We start from the raw sequence: 15,505 nt of genomic DNA on the forward strand, positions 1-15,505 counted from the left end.
CTCCAGCAGGTCTTCCCCCAGGCCGCATATCGAGCGGCAAATCTATCGGAGATATCCATGTTCCTTCCCTCCACGCGAGGACAGGGCCGGGCTTTGCTCGCCCTGCTGTTCGCGCTGTTCGTGCCCACGGTCAGCCAGGCTTCCACCGCGAAACAGGCAGACGTACAGTTGCAGACCGATCTGAATACGATGGTCGTCCGTGTCGACCAGGGTGCGCCGCTACCGCCAGGCGGCTGCGTCGGTGGCTACTCGTGGCACACGACCTATGGCGGGTGCCGAATCGCCCAAACGCAGGCCGAGTATTCGCAGTGCCCTGCCGGGTACACCGGCAGTCAAGTCCGCTACCGGACCTACTACGTTCTCCAAGCCAACGCGAACGATGCGGCCTACGAGGGATGGGGGCCGTGGCAAGACGGTTGCACGGCATCCCGCGCCGGCGGCGTCCTCGATGTCGTGATCGCGAAAGCCCGTGGCAACGAGACGGGCGAGACGTTCGACAACAGTTTGGGCGGAACGATAGCCGCACAGATGCAGGTCAACTACGGCACGATGTTCGGCGCCACCATCTATCGCCCCACCGCCGAACTGAACTGCATCCACGCTTCGGGCACGACGTCCGGGGACACCGCGCGGGTCTGGATGGGCCAGCTGATGCCGCCCGGCACTTCAGTGACCAAGGGCGTATCCGGCTACTGCCAGCTCTCCAACGGAAACCGAACCGCCACTTTGTTCGGCAGCTGCGACACAGGAAGCGGTGGTGACGCTGACGTCTGCCTGGGCGCGACACGCGTCGTCAACATCACGTCTGTTAGCGGGTGCACGGTCACAACCGAGACGCGCTTGCGTGGCCAGCTCATCGATGTCGGCAACTACGGCATCTGCAACTAACTAGGGAGAACCAATATGCGGTCCTTTCGCCGCCTGCTGACAATATTCCTCGTGGCGCTCTACCCTGCGCTTCCTTCGTTTGCGACCGCGCAGGGGATTGGTGATTTCGATTTGCTTGAAGGTGACAAGAGGCTTGCCTGCGAGGCCCTGATTTGCCTCTCCAGCGGGAATCGGCCCTCGGAATGCGACCCCGCGCTGTCACACTTCTACAGTATCAAGAAGAAGAAGCTCTCCGACACATTGGATGCTCGGCATGACTTTTTGTCGCTATGCCCCTCATCCAATCAAACCAAAGAAATGGCATCTCTTGCCGATGCGATTGCACGCGGCGCGGGCCGCTGCGATGCGGCTGCTTTGAACGCGGGACTCGGTGCGTGGCGAGGCACGAGCGACGATGGTTACCCGATCATCAGCAACAAGCGACCGGGGTACTGCAGCGTCTACGCCTCACACGAATACACCGCCTTTGATGACGACCTACCCCGCTATGTGGGCACGCCTGAAGAGCGCGGTTACTGGGTCGAAGCGAAGGACTATGACCGTGAACTGGCCAAGTACGAGAAGGAACTGGCCGAACGCAAGGAGCGCGAGCAGAACGCTCACAGTCCTGGCTTCGGCATGGTGGGGAATTGACAGATGGACTTCCCTACCCTCGCCAGGCAGTGTGCGCCCGACGTGCACATCAGTACGCTCAGCGCTGTAGTGCGACACGAGTCAGCCTTCAATCCGCTCGCCATTGGCGTCAATGCCAAGCCCCATGTAAGCATCCGCCCGAAGTCCAAAGAGGAGGCAATCCAGGCGGTGCGCGATCTGATGGCTAAAGGTGTGGACTTCGACGTCGGCTACGGCCAGATCAACGTGCGGAACTGGAAGTGGCTCGGTGTCACGCCCGAGAGCATCTTCGACCCTTGCGTCAACCTCGCATCTGCCCAGCGCGTCCTCGTCGATTGCTACAAGCGAGCTGCCAAGCTGCACGGCCCCGGACAGAACGCGCTGTATGCAGCATTCAGCTGCTACAACACGGGCAACCTGACCTCGGGCTTCACGAATGGGTATGTCGGCAAGGTCATCGCCGGCGCAGGCCTGGCGGTACCGGCCATCGTGAAGGAGGGCGGCGCGCCCGCCAATGCTGACGCCAAGATGCGTAGCCCGCCGCTTCCGAAGTCGTCCAAACCCGACGCCTTTCAGAAGCCCCGCAACGACGCTTTTGTAGTGCCTCGCAAAGACGCATTCGAACCGCGCCCAGATGCCACATTCGGCAGGCCGGTTCCAACGCCGTCCTCGCGCCTGCCGGCGCAGTAGAAGCGCACCCCTCGCCGGTGTTTAGCCGCTAAACACCGGCCCTCTCATCTACCTCAAACGAATGCCGCCCCGCTCATCGGCCGGGTGGCGTCACCCATTGGAGTTTCAAAATGACCGCAGCGTCCAATATCTCCCCTGCCGATTCGCAGCCCAAGAGCCGCCGCACGCTTGTCGCCCTGGCATACGCGACCCTTGCCGTGCTCCTCCTGCTGCAACCGGAACTGGCAATGGCGCAGTTCGAGAAGGCCACCACTGCCGTGCAGAAGGTCAAAGACTGGCTGTGGCTCATCATCCCTGTCATTGGTCTTGTTTCCGCCGGCATTATCGGCATCCTTTACTCGTTCGACGTGATTCGCAAGGAAACCGCTTATCAGTGGGCGGTGGGCATCTGCTTCGCCGGCGCCATCGCCGGGGGCATCATCAAACTGCTGTTCTGACATGGCGGCCGCATCAAAGCAAAAGGCCAAAGCCCCCGCCGCAGCGGCGCCAGCGGCTGTCGGGTCGCACGTTCCACCCAATCGCTTTCCGCTTTTCAAAGGGGCGACCCGGACTGCGACCGTTCCAGGAGGGGTGCCCACGCGGGCATTCGCAGGGCTGGTCTTTCTGACCGTCACCGCCGCCTCGTTCACGCTGTGGGGCTGGCTGCTCTTTCCCGTCCTTTATCCGGTGATGGCCATTCTGAGCCGCCATGATGACCGCGCCTTCTGGATCTGGGAGCTTTGGGTCAAGACCAAGTTCTTGGCTAAGAACAAGCGCTTTTGGGGCGCGATATCCCTCACGCCAACACCCTACAGCCGGCGGCGCCCCTGGGCCCGCTGGCTCGGAGTTCACGACCGATGAAACAACAATCCATCGTCGCGCTGCCGGCGTACGAGCCGGCGGTCAGCACGTACGTTCCCTACTCCCACCACGTCACGCCCACCATCATCGCGACCCGCAACTGGGAATATCTTTCGGTCTGGCGGATCGACGGACGCACCTTTCAAGGCTACAGCGACGAGGAGCACTGCCGCTGGGTCGAGGAGCTCAACAACGTGTTTCGGGGGTTCCCGACGGGATTCGGGGTTTGGTCGCACCTTGTCCGTCGCAGGGTCTTCGAGTATCCCGAAAGCGACTATCCGGACGCCTTCTCACGCGATCACGATGCAGCCTATCGAAAGGTCTTCGCCGGCAAGCCGCCGATGATCAATGAGATGTACCTGACCGTGATCATGCGCGCGCAGATCGACCCCGCCTTGCGCTTGCTGTCAAACTTCGAAAAGCGCACCGCGCGCTCAGCATTGGCCTGGCAGAACCAGGCGATTGAGCAGCTCGATGACGTCAACCGCAAGCTTGGTGGGTCGCTCAAGCGCTATTCACCGGAGCTGCTATCCATTGTCGAGCGGGAGTCTCCGCACGACATGAGCGGCGAGGAGGCACCGCGCCGGAAGTCGCGGTTTTCGGAACCGGCCGAATTCCTCGGCTTTCTGCTCAACGGCAAGATGCAGCCGGTGCCGCTGGTGAACGCGCGCCTGTACAACTATCTGCCCACCAGTCGTCAGTTCTTCTCCACGCATGGAGAACTCGCCGAGATGCGGGGGCCTGACTGGACACGCCGATACGTGATGCTGGAACTTCGGGAGTACTCCAACAACACCAAAGCCGGCCACCTGAACTGCCTGCTCAACCAGCCTCACGAGTTTGTGCTGTCGCAGTCCTTTGGGGCGATGTCAAAGCCCGATGGGCTGAAGGCGCTGTCACGCCAGATCAAGTGGCTGGAAGACTCTGGCGACTACTCGGCGTCCCAGATCGAAGATCTGAAGAAAGCGCGGGACGAATTGGCCGCGGGTCGGTTCGTCATGGGTGACCACCACGCCACAATCCAGGTGTTCGGCGACGACAGCGAGGGTGCCCTACGCGCTGCTGCGAATATCAGCGGTGCGCTGGCTGATGAAGAGATTATCGGTCGTCTGTGTGATCGCTCATCGTTGGCCGCGTGGGCCGCCCAGTTCCCAGGCAACTGGAAATGGCGCCCTCGCCCGGCGCCGATTACCTCGCTGAATTTCCTGAGCTTCTCCTCGATGCACAACTACCTCTTCGGAAAGCCGTCGGGCAATCCCTGGGGGCCTGCGGTCACGATGCTCAAGACGACGGGCGGCACGCCTTATTACTTGAACTTCCACGCATCGCTCGAGGACGTCGACGAGACTGGCAAGCGCCGCCTCGGCAACACGTCCATCATCGGACAGTCCGGCGCCGGCAAGACGGTCCTCTTGGGCCATCTGATCACCCAGGCACGCAAGTTCGACTACACGGGCATCGTGTTCGACAAGGATCGCGGCATGCAGGTGACCGTCATGGCGATGGGCGGCAAGTATTTCCCGCTGCGCCTGGGCGTGAAAACCGGCTGGAACTACCTGCAACTGCCTGACACCGCTTCAAACGTCGCGTTCATGACCAGCATGACGAAGCTGTTGGGGGCAAACGGGGAGGAGGCGCCCAGTGCCTCCGAGCAGAAGCAAATCGCCATGGCCGTCAACCAGCTTGTGAAGCACATCGACCTGGAGGATCGATGCCTGTCCAACCTGGTTAATTTTCTTCCCGCCGCGCCTGCACCCGAAGGTCAGCTGAGCCTGAAAGAACGCCTCAAACGCTGGTGCGCGGGCGGCGAGTATGGCTGGATGTTCGACAACCCCAAAGACGAACTGGACCTGGCGGCAAATAACCTATTCGGCTTTGATCTAACGGAGTTCCTCGAACAAGGCACGATCCGCGACGCGGCAATAACGTACCTGCTTTATCGAACGGACCAGATGATGGACGGGCGGCGAATCGCCCTTTTCTTTGACGAAGTTCAGCACCCTCTGAAAGTGCCCTACTTCCAGGCGTCGATGCAGGATGCCAGCCGCACGGTTCGTAAGAAAAACGGCGTCCTGGTCTTCGCGACGCAGGAGCCCGCCGCGATCCTGGAGAACCCTGTGGGTCGCTCGCTTATTCAGCAGTCCGCGACCGCCATGTTTCTCGAGAACCCCAAGGCCACTGCTGAGGACTACATCGACGGATTCAAGCTGTCTCCCGCTGTCTTCAAGATGGTCAAGGATCTGCCGCCGTTCAGCCGCCAGTTCGTCGTCAAGCAAAACGAGTCTGCCGTCACGGCCGAACTGGACCTCGCCTCATGTCCCGAAGCGCTGCTGGTGTTCTCCGGATCCGAAGACCTGGCCGAAATTGCCGAAGCGGCTGTTGCCAAGCATGGTGACGACCCCGCCCTCTGGCTGCCCCACTACCTCAAGCTCGCCCAAGAGGCGACAAGGAGCTGAAAATGTCCCAGACGCACACCCCCAGCCCCCGCCCGAGCCACCGCTGGCGCGTGCGGTTCACCGCAACCCTGGCCGCTGTGCTTTTCTCCAACGCCATGGCGCCCGCCAATGCCAGCGGCATTCCGGTAGTGGATGCGGCAAGCATCGCCGACCGGGCCATCAAGCACGTCGAGACGCTGGCCAAGTATGCCGAGCAGATTGCCGTCCTCAGGGATCAGCTTGAGAGCCAGAAGCGTCAGTTGGAAGCCCTAACCGGGACACGGAACCTGGGCGACATCCTGAACAACCCGGCGATTCGCGATGCACTGCCGGCAGACGCACGGGATATTCTTCGCGCCTCCAATGGCGGGCTGGGCGGGATCTCGGACGCTGTGGAGCGCATTGAGCGCGAGGAACGGTTAACTGGCAACTACGAACAGGACAAAAAGAACCTGGACGCCCGGGCCGAAAAAATCGCCGTTCGCAGTCAGGCGATGATGGAGCAGACCCAGAAGGCGATGACTGCGCGCGTCAAGCAGGTGGACCAGCTGCAGGCCAAGATCAATCAGGCCCAAGATCCGAAGGCCATCGCTGACCTGCAGGCCCGGCTACTCGTCGAGCAGGCGAACATCCAGGCGGACCAAACCCGGGCCGACATGCTCACCCGCCAGATTGAAGCTGAGCAAGCCCTGATGGAGCAGCAAGCCGAAAAGCTGGCCGATAGCTCTTTCAGCCTTGGTGCAATCCGCGCGCCGCTTCCTGGAGCGAGATAATGGCCACCACCGCGGTCAGTCTAGCCAGTCTCGGCGGGATCGCGAACTGGATCGACCAGTCGGTGACTAAGATGCTAACGAGCGTCATCACGCCGTTGGTCGCGTCCGTCACCGCCAAGCTATTGCCGTTCGTGTCCGTTTCTTTGTCCGTCGCGCTGGTCTGGTACGGGTGGCTCATCTGCTCGGGCGCCATTCAAACTCCGGTCCTCCATGCGTGTCGGCGTGTCGTCAATATTGCAATCATCGTGAGCATTGCCAGCGCAAATGGGCTGTACCAACAGCAGATTGTCGGCGTGATGCTGGACTTACCCACCTCTGTGGCTCAGCTGTTCACGGGCACCGTCAAAACCCCATCCGAAATGATGGACGACGCGGCGAACAACGGCGCAGAAATCGGCACACGGTTGCAGGAGCGCGCACCGAGCGGTCTCAAGAAAATCGCGCAGGCCTTTGTATTTGTGGTTGTCTCGGTCATCATCACCATTATCTCAGCGGTCATGAGCGCGGTCGGGATGCTAGTGCTGATCACGGTAAAAGTTGGGATGGGCTTAGTCGTCGTACTAGGACCACTTTGCATATTGGCGCTGCTGTTCGACCAAACGAAGGACTTCTTCAAAGCGTGGGTAGGTCAGGCTGTCTACTATGCCATCTATGCCGGTCTTTTCATGGTGGTTTTCATGTTCATCATGGGAATGTTCGGTATGTTGCAACAAGGCTTGATTGATCTAACAAAGGCAGACCAGATCAATATATTCTCCATGCTTACTGCGATTATTTTCTTCATGATGTGTTCAAAATTCATGCTAGAACAGGTTTCCGTAGTTGCCACTAAGATAAGCGGAGGCGGCAGTGGAGGCGGGATTTCAGTTCCCTTCGTTGGGAAGATTGGCTAATATTGAAGTTCGAATAGCCGTCCTCCCTGACAAGCACTAAAAATCGCGAGGATTAAGATGGATCCGTTGAAGCCGCTGGGAAAGGCCCTTTCTCAGAACCCCTTGCTGGGCAATGACGTGCCGTTATCTGCACCGCCCGGCGTTGCCCCCGAGCAGCCGATTTCTGCATTCCAATGGATGAGCCTAGCTAAGGCGACGTGGACTTGGATTCTGCGGCCCATCTGGTACTTGTGCTTCCAATGGCCCGCGCAGCTGTTGGGCATGGGTATGGCCACACCAAAAGGTGGGCGCGACGACAGACGTTCGAATTGGCAGAGAGAGCATGAACGCCAATTGCACGAAAACAGGATTGCCGAATGGAGACGCAACACTAGCCAAGATTGACTCGGCAGATCTGTCGTTGGCCTCCGGCCCGCCGACACCTTAGTATTTAAAGCACAGGGCACAGCAATCGCTGTGCCTTTCTTATTGCGCTGCGTATTAGCCAGCGCCGTCTGATTTAAATCCCTTAGTCTCTTCGGAGAACCGATGAAGCACGCCATTCTGGCCGCGCTCGCCGCGGCACGCACTTTCACGCCCGTACGAAACGTGCGGCCCCATCATCTCGCTCGGGAATTGGAGGACCGACATGTCCTTTGAAGACCCAAAGCTTTCGCTTCAACAAGAGCTGGACAGAAACCGGAGCCTGGACCAAGACTTCCTGACAGAGATCCTTACCTCCAGGTCAAAGGCATGGCGCGTCGCGGTTGGCGCATTTGTGCTGGCGTTCCTGGCCGTCGGCGCCCTGGCCTCGCTGATGCTGAGCTACACGCCCCAGCCGCCTTACGTCGTGCGCGTCAACGATGCGACCGGTGAGGTCGAAAACGTATCCCGGCTCGGCGACGCACAGGAGGACTATGGCCCTCGGATCGCGCGTTACTTCGTTACTCAGTACGTGTTGTCCTGCGAAGGCTACGACTGGCGCACCCTGCAAAACATGTACGACCGCTGTGGCCTGTTCAGCTCGCCGGACGTGCAACAGCAGTACCACGCCAAGTTTGAAGACGACCCCAGGACTGGCCGTGAAGCCCTCGACAAAAAGTATGGGGAACACACCCGCCTGGTCATCAACGTCCGGTCGATCACTCCGGGACCCAACCAGACCGCTACGGTCCGATTCACGCGCAGCGAGACGGGCCCCCAGCGCTCGCCAAACAGTGAGCAATTCATCGCCACCATCGCCTACAGGTTTGTCAACGCGCCGATGTCGGAAAGCGTCATTCGCGACAACCCGCTGGGCTTTCAAGTCATTTCCTACTCGACCGCTGTCGAAACGCTGAGGTAATCGTCATGCAAAAAGCACAAATCAACGAACTCGCCCGCCGCCTCGAAGATGCAGGACGCATGAGCAACGCAGAGCGCACGGCACTGCTGCGCGACATCGAACGGTACGCGAAGAGCGATCTCTACGGCGCCGCGCGCCTCTGCAAGGACCATCTCCACAAGGACGCGAACCTTCGTCTTCCCACACCCGTCTTGGCGGCAGATCGTATCGGCAAGCACTTTGAAGAGCGCATCCGTGAGGCGCGCCGGCCGGTGGAGCTGTACGGTGAGCAAGACCGGCAAATCCGTCAGCCGGAAGATGGGCGCGAGTACAAGGGTCCGATCGTTGGGACGACGCCCAACTGCTTGATCCAGCGGGACAACGAAACGGGGGACCTCATCGTCCATGCCCGCAACACGCTGAACCGATCCTTTGAGATGACCGGCCAGGAAGAGGCGCTCGCCATCAGCTACCCCTTCAAGGCGGTAGGCGGCGTGGGCTTGGTGCGCGACGCTGACCACGACAAGCAGGCAGCGATGGGGATGGACCATCAACATACGCACCAGTCGGCGCGCCAACGTGAGAGCAACATCGAGATGGGGCACGCCCGATGAACATCCGCTTCAGGCCTTTGGCCGTGGCGGTGCTGTCGGTCGCGCTTTGCGCGGCCGCAGCGCCGGCCTGGTCGCTTGACCGACCTGCAGCTTCGCCCAAGGATCAGCGTATCCGCTGGACGGACTATGACGCCGCCGACGTCATTCAGGTCGACACCACCTTAGGCGTCGCGACCCAGATTCAGCTCAATGAAGACGAGGACTATGTGACCCATGCCTTTGGCGACTCGGCCGCGTACGACTTCCAGCAGGTGGGCAAGCACCTCTTGCTCAAGCCCATCGTCGAGCAAGCGGACACCAACCTCCTCTACATCACCACCAAGCGGAACTACTCGTTCCTTCTGAAATATGAGAAGGCGCGTAAGAGCGGCGGCGTCTTTCGTGTGGTGCTGCGGTATCCCGAGCTCGAGCAGGCGAAGTATGCAGCCCAGGAAGAGCGCGAGCGCGTGCAGCGCGATCTGGCCACCGCCGACGTCGCGATCAACTGGCAGGCCTACTCGATGAGCGGCGATACCAGCTTGGCGCCGACCGCCGCATGGGATGACGGTGCACAAACTTGGCTTCGATTCGCGCCTGGTCAGGACCTGCCCGCGATCTATTTCGTAGACGCGGACGGCCAGGAGGTGATTGTGAACCGGAATATGGAGGACGAGCAGACCATTGTTCTCCACCGGGTCGCCAAGCGCTGGCACTTGCGTATGGGCAACCAGGTCTTGGCCGTTCACAACGACGGACCGCCTGTTGCACGCAGCCTGGCCACCGGAACCGTCTCGCCGCAGGTCGAGCGTGTCGTTCGTGAGGAAACTGCGCCATGAGACTTTTCAAAAGGCGAAAAAAACCCGGTCAAACCATTGACGCTGTGGCTGAGATCGAGGAATACCGTGCGCATATCGAAGGCCGCGGCCGCCCGGACCTTTCGGGCACTGCCAAGCCCATGCAACAGGGGGCCAAAGCCCTCATGTGGCTTCTAACCCTGATGGCGTGCATGGTGATCGGGACGATGGGTTGGCGGGCGTTCAACACGCCCGCCGCCGAAGAAGCCGCACCCGCGATGCAAGCCAAGATCGAGAACGTGCTTCCCGGTCTAAAGCTCAGGCCCGATCCGCCGCCACCGCCGTCGGCCCCGCCGGAACCGTCACCTGGTGCGCCGACAGTGCCCGGCCCGGGGCGCCCACCTGAACAGAAGGGTGCCCTGTCCAATCTGGCTGAAGCCGTTGTGATCGACCCCATCATGCAGCGGCGCTTGGCGAGCGGGCTGCGGTCCACAAAGGCAGAGGGCGGTCAGTCCTCAAACCAGGAGGCGTCTTCGCAGCAGCAGTCGCGTGAAGCAGATAGCGGGCCGATGGCCAGCAAGCTCACCCCGATGAAGCTCTCAGCGTCTCGCGCCGGACTGGTTGGCAATCGGGACATGTTGATCACTCAAGGTTCGATGATTGATTGCGTGCAGGAAACTAAGCTCGTGACCGCGCAGGCAGGCATGCTCGCCTGCTATGCGCCGCACGATATCCGCTCCACCAGCGGCCGCGTGGTCCTGATCGACAAAGGGACGCGATTCATCGGCTATCAGCAAGGCGTGCTGGCACAAGGCCAGCCACGTGTCGGTGTCGTATGGTCGCGGCTGGAGACGCCCAAGGGCGTCATTATCAATCTGGACTCCCCCGGCACCGGCCCCCTGGGCGAAGCAGGCCTAGACGGCTTCATCGACACGCACTTCGCTGAGCGGTTTGGCGGAGCCATCATGGTCAGCTTGATCAGCGATCTGGGTACGTGGGCCACCTCACGCGGCAGCAGCGACAACGGTCAGGTGCAATTCAACACCACTGGCGATGCGGCTACCAACGCAGTGACCACGGTGCTGGATAACACCATCAACATCCCGCCGACGCTCTATCGCAACCAGGGCGGCAGATTGGGAATCTACGTCGCTCGCGATTTGGATTTCAGTTCGGTCTACTCGCTCAAGCCTGTCGCCCGCTAGCTGCGCGCATGGCTGTACCGCGATCGCCGTTCTTCTGGCCGACGCCTTCGACTCAACTCAATGTCAGGCCCGTCCCAGTATGTGTTTGGGCGGGCCTGCCCCATGGAATAGGCATCCTATGAAAGATTCCCACAACACATCGCCCATCGACTCGGACGGCCGTGACACCGCGTTACGCCAGATGATGCGACCCATCTCCGGCTACATGGCAGATGACGCCGTCCGCGAGATCACCATTACGCGACCTGGCGTGATCTTTACGCGCTCTCACGGGCAATGGCGCGAACGCCATGATCCGAAGCTGACGTTCAGCTTCCTGGAAGCGCTGGTGTCGGCCATGGCCAGCTATAACAACGTCAACTTCAGCCCCATCATGTCGCTGCTGTTGCCCGACGGTGAGCGCGCTCAGGTGGCCCAGCCGCCGGCCGTGATCGACGGCACGCTTTCGATCAACATTCGCAAGCACAGCAGCGTCGTGAAGACCTTGGACGAGCTGGCCGCCGAAGGAGCCTTTGCTAACTGGGTCGTTGTGAGCGGCCCCATCGGTAGCGCCGACATTCTGACTGAGCACGACAAGGAATTGCTCGACCTCATGAAGGCAGGGGACATCCTTCAGTTTCTTCGACGCGCAGTCATTCAATGCCGCAACATCATTGTCGCGGGCAAGACCGGCTCAGGAAAGACGACGTTTGCACGCAGTCTCATCGACTGCGTGCCGTCCTTCGAACGGCTCTTGACCATCGAGGATGTACACGAACTCTTCCTGCCAAACCATCCCAACCGCGTGCACATGATCTACGGCAAAGGTGCTGGCCGGATGTCGGCCACAGAGTGCATCGAGGCCACCATGCGCAGCTCGCCCGATCGGATCTTCCTGTCCGAACTGCGCGGCCCCGAAGCGTGGGACTACCTGAACGCTTTGAACACAGGCCACCCTGGATCAGTGACGACCACCCACGCTAACAGTGCGCGCGATACGTTTGAGCGCGTTGCGCTTCTCGTGAAACAGTCCGCGGCCGGCAACCAGATGGATATCGACACGATTCGGCGGTACCTGTTTTCCACGCTGGATATCTCGCTGTACTTCGCCGACTACAAGCTGACGCAGGTCTATTTCAACCCTGGGCGCGTGCAATGAACAAGCGAGTAGACGTCGAACTTCCGTTCATATCGCCGGTAGGACTGCCAGGTGTTCTGCGGCTTCGGCACGAATGCAGCAAGGCGAAAACTGCACTTCTTTCCATGGAGTGCCGTGACATGCTTGGCGGACCGACTGGATCCGCATCCCTTACCACTGCCGACATGCACACGCTTGTAGACGGCTTGATGGACGCGATCCACGCCATCGAGCGACAAGAGCGGCTGTAGATCCAAATCTGGCGTGCTCGTGCATTTGTTTCGCAGGCGGGCAGATCCCGCTTGTCTGCACTGTGGCCTCTGCACTGAGTCGGACGCGCGTTCCGCACTCGATCCCTTTCCCCCTCTTTCACCTAGCGAGCCCTTTGCTCGCAGTCGAGAAAATCCATGTTGAAGAAATTCGAACCTTCCCTCTTATTCTGGCTTGGCGGACCCGCCGTTGGCCTTCTTCTCATATTCGGCATTGGGGCAGCCAGCGGCTTGTCGATGTACCCCTTTGGCATGTCTGCGGCGCTTTTCGCAATTTTTGTGTATTTCACCGCAGCGCACTATGACCGCCAGCTGCAGGGGAGAATTGCGGACCCGCAGCCTTGGATCTGGCAGGTCTCGGTGAATGGCGTTTCGATTGGCGCGATCACGGATGCGGATTACGCGGCCATCCTTCGCACAGTCTTGCGCGATGGCAACATGGCGCTTGACCATCTGGTGTCGTCCTTGAAATGGACGATTGCCCTCGCCGTGAAGATGTTGTTCGTCTTTCCCGTAGTGGTCTTCTGGCTACTCGCGCTTCTTGCAATGATCATTCCTGATGAAGCGATGCCGTTTCTGACGAACTTATATGTTGAGTGGAACGAACATGCCATGAAGAGCGTAATGCTGACGAACATTGTCGGCATGATCGGCATGCTCAGCGTTTTCTTGGCTTTCCTTTCCATGCCGGCGCGATCGCTGTCCAGCTACAAGCAGTCCACCGGCCGCTTGCTACGCCTGCATTTCAACACGCCTGCCGACGGCGATGTATACGTCAGTCGGTTCCCCGAGGGGTGCGGCGATGCTATCGGCAAATGAGCAGGGGCGGGCTGTCATTGGCACCAAGGTGACAGTGGGCCGCGTCAAAGGCGTGCTGCGGTCTCACGACGAAGCTGCTGCCCTGGGTGTTATTGACACACGAGTTCGTGGTCTGGTCGAAGCGTTCAATGTGCATGGCGTTGTCTCGAGCATCAGCAGCTGTGAAGGGCACCGCTACCTCGGCCTACCGATTCGCCGGCCACCATTTGTGTCGTTTTTTACGACACCATCGATTGCCGCGCGACTCGCCGCACGGATTCGTCGCGACCAAGAGGGTCCGACAACCCTGCATCACTACTGGAAGGTGTCTGGGACATTCAACACGGAAAACATCCTGCTGTTCACCCTTGATAGCCCCGTGAAATTCTACTGGCGACGAAAACTGGATGCGGATATCGCCCGCCTTCGTTCATGGGCCGAGGAGATTTTCCAGCCGGGTCCATTCCAGTAGCCACGAAATATCGGGTGAGCTCACAACGCCACCCAGCAAGCGCGCCACCCCGCCAGATGGCGCGTTGACCCTCTTCCTCTCACGTCATTCCAGCGCGCCCGGCCATATCCGGGTTCGCGCCGCCGTCGGTGGGCCATTTCTACCGTCCCGACGCCAATTCCTCCCGGAGACTTCCATGACCCGAGCGAACCGCCAACGCGGCGCGCAGGAAGCACGCACCCGCATGGCTTACAAGATCATGCAAAGCGTCTTCGACCGCTGCCGCGCCGAAGGCCTCAGCGCCGAACAAACCCACCAGGCCATCAAGGACGCCTACCCCTGGGGCGAGCGCCGCGCGTGGCCCTACAAGGCGTGGCTGATGGCCCGCCGCGAGTTCTATGAAGCACACGGCCTGCCCCTGCGGGCCCGCCGCACCATCGCTGAATCACTGGAGACGGACTCGTGACCGGCACGCTGTACCAGCAAGATCCATCACCCGGCAATAACTCGCAGCAACGCAAGGGGCGAACATGAGCGTCGAAGCATCCAAATGGGCCAGAATGGCCGACGTCCAGAAATCCTCATCCAAGCTCGTGTTGCTGAACCTGGCACAGCTCGTTCGTTACGATGCCGACCACTGGACGGTTTTCGCATCGATCGACTACCTTGCCAAAGTCACCCATCTGAATCGCAAGACGGTTATCGAAGCCCTCGGCCGCCTTCGCGATTTGGGCGCGATCCAGGACACAGGGCGACGTGCTGGCGACAACCGCAGCAGCATCATTTATCGCTTGTGCCCGAATGCGGTCCCCCTGATCGAACTCGCGACCTCCGGCGCCGTCGCCGGTGGCGAATCGCAGGCAGCGCAGCAGGATCTAGCGCTGCAGGACGGCTCTGAGCTTGAGGATGGAAATGCGCCACCGGCAGCTCCGGCCGACGACAGCGGGACGACTGCCGACCAAAGCTGGCCGTCTGAGCAGGATGGACCCGCGGTCGACGAATCTCTGTACCTTCCCAAGGGGCACGCACCTTCGCCGCACTGCGGCGGGTCGGACGGGAGTATTCATTCAGCGGGCGCATCAACCGAAGCAACAGGGGCTGGCTTCGCAGCTGCATGCCTTCCCACTTCCCCTGCCGCAGGGCACAGGCCTGCCAGCAAGGCGCCCAGGGGAGCCAAGCGAAAGGGCCGAAAGCGCCCGCCCGAAGCGCGCGGTGCCGGCGTCGGCCCCACCAGCCTTCCAGCAACATGGGCCCTGCCGGAGCGGTGGCGAAGTTGGACGCAGCAGCAGCGGCCGCTCTGGACGCACGAGAAGATCGACGCCACGGCCGCCACCTTCAGCGCCTACATGCGGTCCAGGCCCGGGGAGCTGGGCATGTCGCCCGATTGGTTCGAGTCATGGCGGCTCTGGGTTTTCCGGGAACGCGACGCCGGAGAGACGGCGGGCATGGCCTGGCAGAACAGTTGGACCGGCATCGTGGCCACCGGCAAGAAGCTCGGCGTTGAGCAGGCTCCGAACGAGCCGCCGCCCCATTTCAAGGCGCGCGTATTCCTCGCCGCCGGACTCGTGCCGTCCCATTAAAAGTTGTCCACAGCCTGGACCCATATCGGGACCAGTCCCAGTTTTGGGCCTAGCCCGAAATGTGTTTTTGCCCGTCCCAATTTGTTCGTTCGCCAGTACCGAAAACGGCTTTTTGCCAGTACCGAAAACGGTACCCAATAGGTATATATAGGTTTTATAGGTTTTAGAGAGAGTCGCGCGCGAGGCGCTGGCTCGTCGCGAACGCCGATCCGCCTACCCTCCGGTCGCTACGCTCCCTCCGCCCCGCCGCCTGCGGCGCCGGCC

18 protein-coding genes are annotated in these 15,505 nt (G+C 60.7%); all 18 read left to right on the forward strand.

Annotated features, from left to right (window positions below; translation table 11 throughout):
* Positions 1–57: 57 nt before the first annotated feature.
* The 18 genes from IPU70_RS15475 to IPU70_RS15560 all read left to right on the forward strand — a co-directional run bounded on the left by IPU70_RS15475 (position 58) and on the right by IPU70_RS15560 (position 15,241).
* Complete coding sequence (locus tag IPU70_RS15475; RefSeq protein WP_207468466.1) at positions 58–888, forward strand: hypothetical protein; 831 nt, start codon at positions 58–60, stop codon at positions 886–888.
* 15 nt (positions 889–903) lie between these two features.
* A complete protein-coding gene (locus IPU70_RS15480; protein WP_238924860.1) occupies positions 904–1,521 on the forward strand; it encodes a TrbM/KikA/MpfK family conjugal transfer protein in 618 nt (205 codons plus the stop codon).
* Between the two features lie 3 nt (positions 1,522–1,524).
* Entirely contained in the window at positions 1,525–2,190 is a 666-nt protein-coding gene (locus IPU70_RS15485; RefSeq protein ID WP_207468467.1) for a lytic transglycosylase domain-containing protein, read from the forward strand.
* 110 nt (positions 2,191–2,300) lie between these two features.
* Positions 2,301–2,627 (forward strand): TrbC/VirB2 family protein, encoded by a 327-nt coding sequence (locus IPU70_RS15490; protein ID WP_207468470.1) that lies wholly within the window; start codon positions 2,301–2,303, stop codon positions 2,625–2,627.
* Position 2,628: 1 nt separating this feature from the next.
* Positions 2,629–3,030 carry a type IV secretion system protein VirB3 gene (locus tag IPU70_RS15495; protein WP_207468472.1) on the forward strand — a complete coding sequence of 134 codons (402 nt, stop codon included), beginning with the start codon at positions 2,629–2,631 and terminating at the stop codon, positions 3,028–3,030.
* The gene (locus IPU70_RS15500; protein WP_207468474.1) at positions 3,027–5,486 is read left to right on the forward strand and encodes a VirB4 family type IV secretion/conjugal transfer ATPase; all 2,460 of its coding nucleotides are present in this window, start codon (positions 3,027–3,029) and stop codon (positions 5,484–5,486) included. The genes IPU70_RS15495 and IPU70_RS15500 overlap by 4 nt, the downstream gene beginning before the upstream one ends.
* Before the next feature lie 2 nt (positions 5,487–5,488).
* Positions 5,489–6,238 carry a P-type DNA transfer protein VirB5 gene (gene virB5 / locus IPU70_RS15505; protein ID WP_207468476.1) on the forward strand — a complete coding sequence of 250 codons (750 nt, stop codon included), beginning with the start codon at positions 5,489–5,491 and terminating at the stop codon, positions 6,236–6,238.
* Positions 6,238–7,131 carry a type IV secretion system protein gene (locus IPU70_RS15510; protein ID WP_105558050.1) on the forward strand — a complete coding sequence of 298 codons (894 nt, stop codon included), beginning with the start codon at positions 6,238–6,240 and terminating at the stop codon, positions 7,129–7,131. The genes virB5 and IPU70_RS15510 overlap by 1 nt, the downstream gene beginning before the upstream one ends.
* 57 nt (positions 7,132–7,188) lie before the next feature.
* On the forward strand, positions 7,189–7,515 hold the full coding sequence (locus IPU70_RS15515) for a hypothetical protein (protein ID WP_207468478.1): 327 nt from the start codon (positions 7,189–7,191) through the stop codon (positions 7,513–7,515).
* Positions 7,516–7,759: 244 nt separating this feature from the next.
* Positions 7,760–8,455, forward strand: coding sequence for a virB8 family protein (locus IPU70_RS15520; RefSeq protein ID WP_207468480.1), 696 nt, complete (start codon positions 7,760–7,762; stop codon positions 8,453–8,455).
* Between the two features lie 5 nt (positions 8,456–8,460).
* The gene (locus tag IPU70_RS15525; protein WP_207468482.1) at positions 8,461–9,048 is read left to right on the forward strand and encodes a hypothetical protein; all 588 of its coding nucleotides are present in this window, start codon (positions 8,461–8,463) and stop codon (positions 9,046–9,048) included.
* Complete coding sequence (locus tag IPU70_RS15530; protein WP_207468484.1) at positions 9,045–9,863, forward strand: TrbG/VirB9 family P-type conjugative transfer protein; 819 nt, start codon at positions 9,045–9,047, stop codon at positions 9,861–9,863. Before IPU70_RS15525 ends, IPU70_RS15530 begins: the two co-directional genes overlap by 4 nt.
* Positions 9,860–11,026, forward strand: coding sequence for a type IV secretion system protein VirB10 (gene virB10 / locus IPU70_RS15535; RefSeq protein ID WP_207468486.1), 1,167 nt, complete (start codon positions 9,860–9,862; stop codon positions 11,024–11,026). Before IPU70_RS15530 ends, virB10 begins: the two co-directional genes overlap by 4 nt.
* Before the next feature lie 118 nt (positions 11,027–11,144).
* Entirely contained in the window at positions 11,145–12,164 is a 1,020-nt protein-coding gene (gene virB11, locus IPU70_RS15540) for a P-type DNA transfer ATPase VirB11 (RefSeq protein WP_207468488.1), read from the forward strand.
* A gap of 386 nt (positions 12,165–12,550) precedes the next feature.
* A complete protein-coding gene (locus IPU70_RS15545) occupies positions 12,551–13,231 on the forward strand; it encodes a hypothetical protein (RefSeq protein WP_207468490.1) in 681 nt (226 codons plus the stop codon).
* Positions 13,215–13,682, forward strand: coding sequence for a hypothetical protein (locus IPU70_RS15550; protein ID WP_207468491.1), 468 nt, complete (start codon positions 13,215–13,217; stop codon positions 13,680–13,682). The genes IPU70_RS15545 and IPU70_RS15550 overlap by 17 nt, the downstream gene beginning before the upstream one ends.
* A 175-nt stretch (positions 13,683–13,857) precedes the next feature.
* Positions 13,858–14,127, forward strand: a complete 270-nt coding sequence (locus IPU70_RS15555) for a hypothetical protein (RefSeq protein ID WP_056560060.1) — start codon at positions 13,858–13,860, stop codon at positions 14,125–14,127.
* Positions 14,128–14,191: 64 nt separating this feature from the next.
* Entirely contained in the window at positions 14,192–15,241 is a 1,050-nt protein-coding gene (locus tag IPU70_RS15560) for a helix-turn-helix domain-containing protein (protein ID WP_207468493.1), read from the forward strand.
* Positions 15,242–15,505: the final 264 nt, after the last annotated feature.

The organism is Achromobacter sp. SD115 (assembly GCF_017355315.1).
GTDB classification, from domain to species: domain Bacteria; phylum Pseudomonadota; class Gammaproteobacteria; order Burkholderiales; family Burkholderiaceae_B; genus Achromobacter; species Achromobacter xylosoxidans_B.